Raw genomic sequence first — 12,977 nt, 5'->3', positions numbered from 1 at the left:
ATTCCATCAACCAAACAATTATTTTCAACTACTCTTTTTTCTTTTTTTAATCGAATCAAGTCCCAGTCTCCACATTTCATCGTTGCTAATTCGCAAATAAGCAATTGTCGCTATGCAAAAAAAGAATCCTCCAGCAAGAATTTGAATCGCTAGAGTTGAGACACTTACGCCAAGTTTAATCCCAATCCTATCCACTAATACTGCCATAATTAATCCATTAATTAGTATAGGAGAGTACGACATAATATACTTGCGCATTGGAAGTTCATTTTTAACCGCAACCATTTGAACTAGCATTACAGAAAATTCAGCAACAATAGTGCCAAATGCTGCCCCATTTGCCTGATATTTAGGGATTAACATCCAATTTATAATGAGATTCAAAATTGCCCCTACCATTGTCGAAGTCAAATAAATACTATCTCTTTTGTTTGGGATTAAATACTGTGTCCGTATTACATTTGCCCAGGCAATAAAAAACACTGTAACAGATAATAATCTAATTATTTCCCCACAAGCTATAAATTCATCACCAAAAAACACAGGTGCCAATACGCTGCTAACTCCCATCAATCCAAAAGCAATTGCCGAAGATAATAGTGTTACGAGTTTAGCGGATATTCTGATGTAGTCATCTACCCTTTTCTTATCTCCATTTGCAACAATATTAGACATCCTCGGTAACATAACCGTGCCTAATGCTGTAATTATTCCCATTGGAATATTTATAATTTTTCTGCGTTATTATAAAAGCCCACTTGATCGTAACTTGACATATTCCCAAGCATAATTTTATCCATAACCTTATAGATACTATATGCTAGAACCGGTATAAATAAAATTAACACTGGCTTAATATTAGAAGTGATTTCTTTAACACTGCATTTTTCAAACGAAACATATTTCTTAACATATAGCCACAGATATGCTTGACTGAATAATGTTCCAGCGGACATTATTAATGTATATTTCCATAAGTCACTAGGCTTATGAACAAAAACAAACATTAAAACAACCGTTGAAATCTTGATTAGCGTATTTCTAGCAACTGTCAGTTTAAATTGTTCAAGTCCGAAAAATAGCCATCCAATATCAAACAGTCCTGATGTAACATAAATTAACTGCAGAAGAACAATCAATCTATTATCTTTAACAAACAGAACAAGATAAATTGCATATGCCAATATTGCGATTGAAAATGTTATGACCTGCAAAGAATAAATGCTACTAAACGTCTTATTCAATTTTTTTCTATCGTCTCTTACCGCAGCTATACTTCGATTTCCATGATTTCCAATTCCAAGCATTGCGATAAGTAAAAAATAGTATGCCACTGAATATGTATAGGAGTATACACCTACTGCAGTCGCACCTAATGTTCTTGAAATATATGGCGCTGTAATCAACGGAAGTATTACTAGCAATATTTGATATAAAACATTATATAAAAAATTTTTCTGTAATGATTTCATCTAAGCAATTCACCTATTAAATACTATTCATAATTTTATCTAAATAAGAAAAAGCATCACTTCTCAATTTAGAAATCAAAGCATCTGTATTTGCATAATCAATAGTTTTCGTAAAATTCTGATTAGGCAAATCATCGATAACCTGATATCTGTCTGCCAGTCCTAACTGTTTTAAAATCGCTATAGCCCGATCATCCCCCGGCTTGTTAACAGATGGTGCCCTGTAAGACCAAAAATTCTTATGAAACATTGCCGAAAAAAGAGTTCCATGGAATGATTGTGTTAAGACCCATTCCGCATTCTCCATCAAAGTTAAGAATGCAATTGGTCCAGTCATTTTATATCTTTTAATACCATACTTGTCCAACCTATATGCAGCCCATGATTTACTATCTAGCACATAAACTGGCATCCCCATTTTCTCTGAAATCTTCTGAATTGCAGCATTTGCCTCTGGTCGATTATGGAAGAAAGCATAATTGAAAATAAATTTTTCATCCATTTGAGGAATACTAAAGCTCTGCAGCCATTCTTCATGACTCAACAGTAACGTTGGATCCGCTATAATTGGCACTTCTCTTCCTATCAGTTGATCAAGCCATTTTTTTCCATTAGGTTCACGAACTGAAATAAAATCAAATTCATTCAATAGCCTTCTGTACTTTTGAGTATCTTTTACAACTTCATTCAAGTTGTTTCCCCCAAGGCTAGGAGAATATGCAGCTTTTTTGCTGTCATGAATAAAATCTAAGAAATACGCATCATCTGCATCGGGGCATAATACGTTCCAAACCTGATCTCCACCAGCTATTATTACATCATATTTTCCATCAAGAGACTCTAGCTCCTTATGATTTCTAAATTGACGCTCAGTTGTATGTAAATACTTTTCCTTAAAATTAATATAATCTCCTCGATACTGATTAACCAGTTTCCAATGCCTGATTGTAAGCAAATTGTGCTTAAGTGCACTTCTTTTTAATCTAAAATCAAATAACCCATATAAATTCCGCGATCCTTTATTAGAGAAGTCAATAATTTCAACTTCAGCACCATATCGTTTTTCAAGCACTGTCTGAAGTGCATATGCTTGTAACATAGAACCACAATTATGAGAAGAATGAAATGTGATAATGCCAATTTTTTTCTTGTTCATATATATCTCCTTTTCAATTTGTTATTCGATCACGCAGGTTAAAAATAATATCCTTATCAATCACGTAATCAAACTTTCTTGCAAAAATTTCTTTTCTACTATTTAAAAGTCCTTTGTCATCTATTCTGAAAACATACGGATTTCCTCTCTGAAAATCCACATATCTCATATTGTAGTATCTTTTTGCGTCATCATCAAAATACATGTTCGAGGAATATGAAGAGTTATATAGCAAAGTTTGCAAAAACACTTCATCACAACAGCGCGTAAATCTGTATTGTTTTTGAATATCTTCTTCTTTACTTATTACATATCTGGCGAACTCATGAGTAATACTAAACCAATTAGCTCCTTTTTTTATTGACTCAGAAATATGCTTTATTCTATTTATACCTAGAAGCTTTTGTACTCTAATTAAAAGGGCATCCAGCTTAAACAAAATATTTTTTTTATTTCCATAAAAATCTTGGAACAACCGGTATTGAGCCATTCTATTCGTCACATCATCTACATCCATCTTATAATCGTAGCTAACAAACTGCATTCCTTTATGGATTTCAAAAAAATTATAAATCTCATTTTGTGATTTCAATGGGAGATCCACTCCTGAAATCAAATGATAATAATCGTGGTATGTATTGGTGGCTTCTTTAAGCAAATCCAATTCTAATTGAATCTGAGAATATCCACCCCAAGTAACAGACCTGCGTTCAATAAAATGAATCTTTGCTTTTTTTACTGTCTGACGAAATTCTTCTTCCTTAAACTCTTTACACTTTTTATCCACATGCAGATATATCTCATTTCTTTCGTCATCAATCAGATGAAGAAGAATCTGTAATAACTGCATTTGGTGATGCGCAGCTACTAAATAGGCATGACCCATTATGATATACCTCCGTTTCTCTAAATTAAAATCTCTTTTTCATTAAATGCATGATAGCTAACTGCTATAAGCATCGAAATCGATGACAAATAAGTAAATAACTGTGCTTTATCATAGAGAACATTTCCAGAATACCCATAAACAATAAACAAAATTTGCAAGCTTATCGAAAACCATAGCAAACCTTTCCACACATTGCTCAAGCAGGAATTTCTAAAAAGTCTTAATGAATACACTAAAGAATAAAGCATAAAAAAGCCAAAAAGTACAATCCCCACAATGCCAGTTTCTCCAAGCAATTCATAGTACATACTATGAGCATACATATTCCAGCGAGAGCCCTGATACACATATCCTACATTATCAGAAAAGGCTTTATTAAATGTATTAATTCCATATCCAATAATCGGTTTATCTTTAAACATTTCTATGCAGTAATTCCAAAACATCAATCTTCCACCCGCGGATGTATCTTCGGAAGCCTCCATAAAACGGTCTACGATATTACTGGTTTGTGGAATTGTAATTGTAATCACAAAAACAGCAACTAGTGCAATCGCTCCCCCTAAGATTATCTTTACCGATTTACCCTTAAAGTCGAACAGCTTAAGGGCGACACCAATTTCCAGTAAAATAATAACACACAACATTCGCTTACTCGTTAGCATAGTAGCTAAAAAATAAAGCAGGATAAGCAAGTAATTACTCTTATTCAATTTTTTGTCATTAAAAACAAAAAAAGATAACTCTGCACATATTCCTATTACCATCGTGTATGCTGCTTTAGCTTTTTCACCTGTCAAACCACTATAGATGCCTCTAGATATCTCATTTTGTATTACAGAGCTTCTTCCTGGGGCAATGACATTCGATACAGCTAATATAAAATTCGGTGCAATAACCTCCACCAAAATTGAAACAGCGAAAAAAAGGCAAAAAAATCTTATCATATTGATGTAAGTATAAACGGTAGTTTCTTTCCACGAAAATAAGCAAAAAGCTCCGCCAATGATAAATACCGGAATCATGCTTTTGGAGGCGCTAAAATCATATGATTGTACAGTATTAATTATCAAAAATATAAGCCATGCCAAATATATCCCTATAATTCTACTCGTATATTTATTAGATCTTATTTGTTTTCTATCTCCCCATATGAATGAAAAGAACCCAACTAAATATAAAAGCGGTGTTAGATAGCCAATGATAATTGTATTCCCACTAAAGAGAATAAGCGTCAAAATCAAAACTAATACTGATCTTTTTTGAATTTTTAAGCTTACCATATGTGACCTCCTTTCCAATAAATATTACTCAGATATAATTCTGCTAATATAAGCTTTCGATAATTCCTTCATAGCTTCCAACTTGTGTTCAACATTCAAATAATCTATGTCTTCAAGATTGTCTGGCGAAAAAAAACTATCTACCAATTGGCTTTCTAAGCCAAGCAATGAAAGCACATTAGTCAATCTCGAATTATCATGATTCGGATTTACGTTTTTTATTACAAAAAAAACTTTTTTAAAAATAATGGAAAAAACCGTGCCATGAAATGAATTAGTAACTACATAATCTGCATTTTTTATGTAGCCTAAGAACTCTTCTGGACTAGGGTTTACTGTATTGTTCTTGTTTTTCATAGCAAACAAGTTGTCTAATGTACAAAAAATTATTTTTTCGTGTTTACTTTTTGCCAATTTATTAGCAAATTCTACAACTTTATTTGGCATCGACAAAGAATAAACAAAAATATAATGTTCCTCTGTAACATTAGTTGCAACCTTATTCCACTCTTCGCCGCTCAACAGTAATGTTGGATCCAGATCCAGACTGATACCTTCCCTATTTTCATCGGACAATATAGAAGAGAGCTTTCTTTGTGCAATCTCTTCACGAACTGAAATATGATTGAATCGCTTTAAATTACTCACAACTTCTTGAGACTTTAAAAATGTATCACTTGCAATACCTACACACGCTGCATAGGAATTGCATTTTATAGAGTCCTTCACAAAGTCTAGGAAATAAGTCAAATCCCCGCCTGTACAAAATGGGCTCCATACTTGATCACTTCCCGTAATAAAAGAGTCGTATAGCTCGTTAGTCTCGCTGATATTATTTTTATTATATCCGTCGCCAAATTTTGCATCTAACAGATTCTTTTCAATAAATTGTTTGAATCTTATATTTCTCTTTTTTTGAATCGACCATGTAAGAACTTTTTTTATCTTAGTCTTGAAACTATCTTCCCACAAAAATACTCTATTGTAGAAGTCTTCAATAGCAGGGCAATGATAATCTATAATATCACATTTATTTCCTTGATCTGTTATATATTTTTTAAGAGCATACGCTTGAAGACAAGCTCCATAATTAATTGCCCTATGAAAAGTTAATATTCCAATTCTTTTCATTTGTTATCACATTACTTTCCTTTGAATATTTTTAAAATAACTGTCAGTGTGTAATACTTTCGATGAACTAAAAGCCATTTTCTAATCTTATCTGCCTTATTATTGAATTCAATTTGTTTTAGCCTATCTTCAGCTCCAGATTGAATTATTACAAATTCAATATCTCTTTTTGAAACGTTATGATCTACTAAACCTTTTATATACCGTGTGATTTTATGTAATAGAAGACGATCATTTTCTTGACTTAAAATCCTATCCAGCGACTGTTTTTGTATAAAATTTTCCAAACAAGCATATAACTTCATTTCCTGTTCAATGAATGAAGTCTTAATCATTGCAGATGCGCTGTCATCATTTTTATAGTAATAATAGTAGGGAAGATTGATATATGTGAAACAATGAATGTATTGCAGATAATCCACAAACATACATAAGTCCTCACCCATATACATATCTGTAGGAAACTTCACGTCATTGTTGAGTAAAATATCTGCTCGAAATATTTTTTTCCACGGCTCGTTAAGCTTCTGTCTAAATGTAGCTTTATATAACTCCATCAAATCCGTGTTCTTTCCTTCATGAAGTATCTGCTCCTTTAAAATGAAACCTTTGCTTTCATTCCCTTCATAATGTGGAAAAACAACTAGTTCTTCAGATACATTATTTCTTAGATACTCAATCACCTTTTTTAGTGTTCCAGTATCGATAACATCGTCGATGTCTATATAGCAAATATATTTCCCATTTGCCTTTTTTAAAGCGTTATTACGTGCACCACTTACCCCTGTATTATTTTGCGAGATAATATTAATATTTACTATATTATTCGAAATATTTCTTAGTAGTTTCAGTGTATTATCTGTAGATCCATCATCCACAACAATGCATTCAACATCACAATCTAAAAGTGGCACTATTCTATTTATACATTTTTCTATATAGTTTTCAGCGTTGAATGCAGGAATAATGATACTTAACAATATCTGTGAATCCACCATTATTTACCCCTTATGACTGTTATGAGTTTTGCTGCAAGCAATGCCGGAATATACAGATGCATGTTTAACAGAATCAAATACATTTTTGCCGATTTTGGTAATCCATCACACTTTATTCCTTTTAAGACCTCTGTTTCCTTTATTTTCAGTCGAATATGCTTACTCGCAACAGTAATTTTTCTTTTGCTTTTTATCTCATGGAATACTGCCATGATAAGCCAATATGCTTTAAAAGCATTAATCTGCTCATCAATTATCGGATCACGTTTTCCAATTCGCCGCTCAATGTAGTCTGTTAACAGCTTATTATTATCAAATCGATTGGGATCATAACTATGAACCATTGATTCAACATTCAATTGGTTATAAATATATAATATATCGTCACAGAAAAAGACATTTTCGGCTGCATATAAGCATTCAAACACAAATGCGTTATCTTCACCCATGCGAATACGTTCCTCTTGGCAATAGTGTTTGAGTAAAAAATCTCGTTTAAATATTTTATTCCAAGCTACTGGAAAAATAAGCCCCGTACAAAATGGTTTGCGCGAATCATACATCATATACGGGTAAACATCTGAGCGCAATTTATCTTTGTTATACAGCCCTTCAGGAACCGACTTCGGAATTTGTTCTTGTGTATCAGTAAATTGTCGTACCGCACTATACACAACCATTTCCACATCATATTTACTTACTGCCTTGCTCCATACAATCTGAAGAAGATTCTCTGATATCCAATCATCTCCATCAACATAACAAATATAATCACCCTTTGCCTCTTTTATACCTGTATTTCTTGCCGCAACAAGACCAGCATTTTCCTTATGAATCACACGAACTCTCTTATCTTTTTTCGCATATTCATCACAGATTTTAGGACACTTATCTGGTGATCCATCATCAACCAAAATTAGTTCAAAGTCTTGAAATGTTTGCTTTAGAATACTGTCAATGCATTTATTTAAATACTTTTCCACTTTATAAATTGGCACTATTACAGAAAATGTTGTACTCATCCTTATATCTCCATTAATTTTTTAATTGCTGTGCGATATCAGCATCCACAATTTCCTCACCAGTCTTATGCTTCAACTGCTCCTTGCTCGCCTCACTCAGACCGTTGTTGATCACACAGTTCATATCGCAGGTGCTGCACTTATCCAGATCCTCTTTGGTAACTTTGCCATCACGGTAGTCACGGCAGATCTTTAACTCGTACATGCTGTACGGATGCTTGGTAAACAGGGCCTTGAACTTGTGAACCAGAACCCAAGTAGCAGGCTTCCAGATGTACTTGTGCATTGCCGGAGAAACACTACCAATCATCCAGCAGTCACGGTCGCAGCAACGAACTTTTGCACGAACCTTCTCTGCTTCCGGGCTGTTCCACAGCTCGTCCCAAGTCTGATTGTTCAGGTTACCCATGACCTCTTTATCCTTGGTGCCGTTGCAAGGCATAACATCGCCATACGGGTCGATGAAGAAGGTATCGAAGCTCATATCGCAAGGCAGCAGACGCTTCTGGCCGTAGATGTAGTTAATCAGACCGTGGTTAAAGTATGCACGGAACCATTTCTTCGGGCTGTTGCTGCGGAGCAGTTCATTGACCAGGTTCTCGAAATTCTTAGCAACCATCGGACGGTCGTGGATGATGTTCTTTGCCTCAACGAAGTAGAAGCTGTTGTGCAGGGAAGCAGTTGCAAACTCCATGCCCATCTCATCAGAGATCTTGTACAGAGGAACCAGATCAGGAGCATTCTTGTCCTGAACGGTCATACCGAATCCAACGTCCTTCATACCCATCTCACGCAGTTTCTTCAGCGTGCCGTAACCGCGCTGGTAGCCGTTCTGCAGACCACGGATCTCGTTGTTGGTCTGCTCCAAACCTTCGATAGAGATACGAATACCAATCTGCGGGAACTCCTTGCACAGGTCAACGATACGGTCGGTGAAGAAGCCGTTCGTAGAAATAACGATACGGTCAGACTTCTTGTACAGTTCGCGCACGATATCTTTCAGATCAGTGCGGATGAACGGCTCACCACCGGTAATGTTAGTAAAATACATCTTCGGCAGCTTCTTGATGGTTTCAATGCTGATTTCTTCTTCCGGCTTGGAAGGTGCTTTATATCGGTTGCACATGGAGCAACGAGCATTGCAGCGGTAAGTAACGATGACAGTACCATTCAACTTCTTTTCTTCAGACATGATTAACTCTCCTAACTCTCTCTTTTAAGAATGTTTCGATTTTATTTAAGAACCACTTGGCACATACCGAGAACACAACCGAACCGCAGATGACTGCAACCGCTGTGAAGATATATGCCAGCAGAACATTTCCAAATGGATGAACTAAGTGTAACTTCTCAAGCACACGATAAATTACCATGTGGCACAAGTAAATCTCGAAGCTGATACCACCGAGGAACTTGGCAACTGGATTGACCAGTACCCCCCCCCCGTTCTACAACCGAGGGTATAGATCAGTGCTGCCACACAGAAGAACAGCATCGTGAGCGTAGCACTGCCTAATGCAAAATAAGCAGCCGTGGCAATCAGTAAAACCACTCCGGCGATAACCTTGTGCTTCGATGCGAACTCAGCCAGCTCTTTCCGATAGAGGAAGATCAAGCCACCAGCGATAAAATAGACTGCACAGTACAGAATGTTTGTCCTTGCACTGAAATTTACGGCTACTCCATCTGCAATGTGGCTTTCATCAAAGAAATATGCACTGCACACAAAGTTATAGATTGCAGCGCAGACAAATGCCAGCCAGGCACGCTTCTTATTCTCAAGTAGGAAACAAAAGAATGGAAACAGCAGGTAAAATACAAAAATGACTGCCAACGTCCAGCTCACACCAATAACCGATATGTTCATATTCGGCAAAAGTCCCTGACAGAGTGTCAGGTTTGCAAAAACCTCATACAGCGCACTTTTACTGGGTGACATTACGAAGTCCAGCACACAGAGCAATGCGAAATATGGCCAGATCTTGCTGTACCGTTTTTTGTAAAAATCCACTACACCAATTTTCTGATCCTTGAATTTCTGGTAGTAGCCGCAACACATTCCAAAACCACTGACCATCATAAAAAGGAAAACGAGGTTTGTGAAAGACGGTATCATCCGTTCAAACACAAATCCTCCCATCCTATATTCTCCATTTGTGAGGATATGCATCAGTGCAATGCCAATAATGGCATATGCCTTTACGCCGTCTATTCCCTCGTATCGATCTACTTTTGTGTCCACAAGTTTTCTCCTCACTTACCAAGTCTTACTGATAGCTTCTCCTTTTTATTACGCTCTACCAGCTGTTTTTCGATTTCTTAATAAAGGGCTCATTATTTTATCCGACATTATTTTCACCACAATCGATAAAATCAATGTTGCAACAAATACAATTACAATAAAAACGCCTGAACTCATTTTCGGAAACAGTCTACTAACTATCGAAATAACAACCAAATGCCCTAAATAAAACTCATATGAAATATTTCCTAATAATTGAACCAGTCTTCCTTCAAAAGAAATGTTCATTGTGCATGCTGAAAACAATAGCAATAATACCACGGCCAAAACTACTCTCAGCAACCATCCTCCAAGGAAAAAAACATGCTTATATTTCATATATAGAATTCCTAGCAAAGCTGATAATAGGAATAATATAATCATTTTCCTTGTATGATTTTGTTTTAATTCACTTGTTATTATCTCCTTTTTATGATAGAGAATTAAACCAAAAATAAACCCTATACTTTCTGTCGGCCAAATGAAGAAAATCTTTATCGGCGTCAAATATGTTATTAAACTAAATAGTAAACAAATCAGCCCCACTAGCCAATCTTTTATATCCACTGGTATAGCTTTTATTTTCCAGATTATCCAAAACACCAAATAAGCAACAATAATCGCATAAATGTATTGATTAAACGCATAGAGACCTCGAACCTCATATACATTTAAGCTTATCACTTTAAAACCGAATGAAATTATATTAATCAATATTGCAGGTACAAACAGCGCCAAAATTCTTTTTTTCCAGAATTGATTTAAATAGCTTTGACTTCTTTCTACGCTAGTCCTACATCCAAAAGCTGAAATCGCAAAAAATGTAAAAACACCAACATACGCAAAACTACCGATAATGTTCTGTACCGTGTTAGTATAATCATTCGATATATGAACATACATAATGACAACACACATCATGCCTTTAACCGCATTCGTATACTTTTTGTCCATGTATGTTGCCGCATTAAAATTCCATTTACTACCTTGTACTGCGGCAAATCCCAGCAAAGCTATTGGTATTAATGTATAAATATAGTTCATCATTTTTTATTCTCACTCAATCTGAAATTGACAGTTTAGTCAACCGACGCTACAGCCAAAGCGATATTCATCTACGACAGAATCATTTTAACGTAACATTGTTCTATTTCACTATCTCTGTTCAGATGAAGCACTTCCAATGTATTGTTCATAAACCAGAGTGCTTCATACAAACGCAGGTAGTGATACTGAAAGTTCTTATGATAATTTCATCTGTTGTTGCTGAACATAGGTAGCGAGATTAAAACTGCTCTTGCAACTCCACCCACCTATCGAAAAGTTACGTAAATACGCTGTTTTTCCGACATTTTCACTATGTACATCTCACCACCTGCGTTCAGTTAGAGGAGATTATTTATTATCAATACTCTCATCTATTATTTTCTCCTGTACAGTTTCATCGTTTCTTTTACGACATCATCCCAGTTATATTTCTCGCAGATAAAGTCCGCTGCCTGCTTTTTCATTTCCATAACCATTTCAGGATGGTCACAAGCATCTTGCAGTTTTTCTTGCAAGTCCTCTACATCCGATTTTTTGAAAATCAATGCCTTATCTTCCACAACCTCTGCGCACTCCGGAATATCCGAAACCAAACAGCAGTTGCCGTAGCTCATTGCTTCCAGTAGACTTAGCGGCATTCCTTCCAAATCAGACGGCAGCGTGTAGATGTAAGCGTTGCTGTATAGTTCATCCAGCATTGCTCCCTGCACAAACCCAGTAAAGAGAATCCGATCGTCACCCTTCGCCAGTTCTTTCAATTCCTCCATAAAGGAATCCGTATCACTAGAGCCGCCTGCGATAACCAGCTTTTTATCCGTCTTGACATTCTTGAAGGCCTCAACCAGATATCGAATCCCCTTTTCTGGCACCAGACGACCGAGGAACAATATGTAGGAATCTTTCTCCAATCCAAAATGATCCGTGATCAGCTTTGCTTCCCGAACCTCTGGCCGATTGACACCATTAGGGATAAAATGTGTCTCCCTTCCGTAGGTCTCCAAGAAATACTTCTGCACGTCTTTGCTTAGAACAATGATCTCGTCCGCATATTTCACAGCATTCTTTTCGCCGCCACGAATGAACTTGGATGCAACGCTTCCGCGCCACTTCTCGCAATCCCAGTCCAAACCGTGGATAGTGCAGATTACACGCTTGCCAAAAAGTTTTGGTATCCAACAGAAAAAGGCAGGACCTTCTGCATGGATATGCACCACATCGTATCTTCCAAATGCACTACAAAGTGCTGCGAAAAAGGAAGAGCTTACCGCTGCAAGTCCCTTCTTCTCAATGGTCGGAACAACCTTTTGACGGATGCCATCATATTCAATGGTTTTGCCATACTCTGCACCGCTTACATGATGGCCTGCTCTATTGTAGCAAGTTATATCACAACCATTCTGTGCCATTCGGGTGCATAACTCTTTTACAACAATCTCTATCCCGCCTTCACGCGAAAGACGTTTCTGCCCGAAAACCGCAAGTCTGATTTTTTCTTCCATTACTTCTCTCCAACCGTCATTCCATAGTTTCTATTCTTGTCCTAGGCTTATACACAATCCCAGCAGTTCTTTTCCTTAAATTGTCATGCTCGTCTTTCACTATTCACCTTTCCTACTTCATAGCACAACAACAAGCCTGTATACAGATTGCAGCAACAATCTATACGCAGGCTTGTCCTCGTACCTCCTTATTCTGTTT

12 protein-coding genes are annotated in these 12,977 nt (G+C 36.3%); all 12 read right to left on the bottom strand.

What is annotated here, in order from left to right; translation table 11 throughout:
• Positions 1 to 24 precede the first annotated feature (24 nt).
• A complete protein-coding gene (locus GKG36_RS14840; RefSeq protein WP_243139064.1) occupies positions 25 to 675 on the bottom strand; it encodes a polysaccharide biosynthesis C-terminal domain-containing protein in 651 nt (216 codons plus the stop codon).
• Positions 676 to 725: 50 nt separating this feature from the next.
• Entirely contained in the window at positions 726 to 1,472 is a 747-nt protein-coding gene (locus tag GKG36_RS14835; protein WP_243139060.1) for an oligosaccharide flippase family protein, read from the bottom strand.
• A 16-nt stretch (positions 1,473 to 1,488) separates the two neighbouring features.
• Entirely contained in the window at positions 1,489 to 2,628 is a 1,140-nt protein-coding gene (locus tag GKG36_RS08960; protein WP_154260304.1) for a polysaccharide pyruvyl transferase family protein, read from the bottom strand.
• 13 nt (positions 2,629 to 2,641) lie between these two features.
• Positions 2,642 to 3,514: a beta-1,6-N-acetylglucosaminyltransferase gene (locus GKG36_RS08955; RefSeq protein WP_154260303.1), complete on the bottom strand. Its 873-nt coding sequence runs from the start codon at positions 3,512 to 3,514 to the stop codon at positions 2,642 to 2,644.
• A gap of 20 nt (positions 3,515 to 3,534) precedes the next feature.
• A complete protein-coding gene (locus tag GKG36_RS08950) occupies positions 3,535 to 4,800 on the bottom strand; it encodes an O-antigen ligase family protein (protein WP_154260301.1) in 1,266 nt (421 codons plus the stop codon).
• A gap of 24 nt (positions 4,801 to 4,824) precedes the next feature.
• A complete protein-coding gene (locus tag GKG36_RS08945) occupies positions 4,825 to 5,931 on the bottom strand; it encodes a polysaccharide pyruvyl transferase family protein (protein WP_154260299.1) in 1,107 nt (368 codons plus the stop codon).
• Positions 5,932 to 5,942: 11 nt separating this feature from the next.
• The gene (locus GKG36_RS08940; protein WP_154260298.1) at positions 5,943 to 6,929 is read right to left on the bottom strand and encodes a glycosyltransferase family A protein; all 987 of its coding nucleotides are present in this window, start codon (positions 6,927 to 6,929) and stop codon (positions 5,943 to 5,945) included.
• On the bottom strand, positions 6,929 to 7,951 hold the full coding sequence (locus GKG36_RS08935; RefSeq protein ID WP_154260296.1) for a glycosyltransferase family 2 protein: 1,023 nt from the start codon (positions 7,949 to 7,951) through the stop codon (positions 6,929 to 6,931). Before GKG36_RS08935 ends, GKG36_RS08940 begins: the two co-directional genes overlap by 1 nt.
• A 13-nt stretch (positions 7,952 to 7,964) precedes the next feature.
• Complete coding sequence (locus tag GKG36_RS08930; protein ID WP_154260294.1) at positions 7,965 to 9,143, bottom strand: radical SAM protein; 1,179 nt, start codon at positions 9,141 to 9,143, stop codon at positions 7,965 to 7,967.
• A gap of 174 nt (positions 9,144 to 9,317) precedes the next feature.
• Positions 9,318 to 10,193: an acyltransferase family protein gene (locus GKG36_RS08925; RefSeq protein WP_154260293.1), complete on the bottom strand. Its 876-nt coding sequence runs from the start codon at positions 10,191 to 10,193 to the stop codon at positions 9,318 to 9,320.
• A 48-nt stretch (positions 10,194 to 10,241) separates the two neighbouring features.
• A complete protein-coding gene (locus tag GKG36_RS08920; protein ID WP_154260291.1) occupies positions 10,242 to 11,279 on the bottom strand; it encodes an acyltransferase family protein in 1,038 nt (345 codons plus the stop codon).
• A 374-nt stretch (positions 11,280 to 11,653) separates the two neighbouring features.
• A complete protein-coding gene (locus tag GKG36_RS08915; protein ID WP_154260290.1) occupies positions 11,654 to 12,778 on the bottom strand; it encodes a glycosyltransferase family 4 protein in 1,125 nt (374 codons plus the stop codon).
• Between the last annotated feature and the right edge of the window lie 199 nt (positions 12,779 to 12,977).

The sequence above is a fragment of the Faecalibacterium sp. BIOML-A1 genome (assembly GCF_009679715.1).
GTDB lineage: Bacteria > Bacillota > Clostridia > Oscillospirales > Ruminococcaceae > Faecalibacterium > Faecalibacterium taiwanense.
This window is presented reverse-complemented; position numbering and strand designations above follow the sequence as displayed.

Coding starts and splice junctions, on each gene's coding strand:
- GKG36_RS14840 (WP_243139064.1), bottom strand. CDS start 675: ATGTCTAATATTGTTGCAAATGGAGATAAGAAAAGGGTAGATGACTAC.
- GKG36_RS14835 (WP_243139060.1), bottom strand. CDS start 1,472: ATGAAATCATTACAGAAAAATTTTTTATATAATGTTTTATATCAAATA.
- GKG36_RS08960 (WP_154260304.1), bottom strand. CDS start 2,628: ATGAACAAGAAAAAAATTGGCATTATCACATTTCATTCTTCTCATAAT.
- GKG36_RS08955 (WP_154260303.1), bottom strand. CDS start 3,514: ATGGGTCATGCCTATTTAGTAGCTGCGCATCACCAAATGCAGTTATTA.
- GKG36_RS08950 (WP_154260301.1), bottom strand. CDS start 4,800: ATGGTAAGCTTAAAAATTCAAAAAAGATCAGTATTAGTTTTGATTTTG.
- GKG36_RS08945 (WP_154260299.1), bottom strand. CDS start 5,931: ATGAAAAGAATTGGAATATTAACTTTTCATAGGGCAATTAATTATGGA.
- GKG36_RS08940 (WP_154260298.1), bottom strand. CDS start 6,929: ATGGTGGATTCACAGATATTGTTAAGTATCATTATTCCTGCATTCAAC.
- GKG36_RS08935 (WP_154260296.1), bottom strand. CDS start 7,951: ATGAGTACAACATTTTCTGTAATAGTGCCAATTTATAAAGTGGAAAAG.
- GKG36_RS08930 (WP_154260294.1), bottom strand. CDS start 9,143: ATGTCTGAAGAAAAGAAGTTGAATGGTACTGTCATCGTTACTTACCGC.
- GKG36_RS08920 (WP_154260291.1), bottom strand. CDS start 11,279: ATGATGAACTATATTTATACATTAATACCAATAGCTTTGCTGGGATTT.
- GKG36_RS08915 (WP_154260290.1), bottom strand. CDS start 12,778: ATGGAAGAAAAAATCAGACTTGCGGTTTTCGGGCAGAAACGTCTTTCG.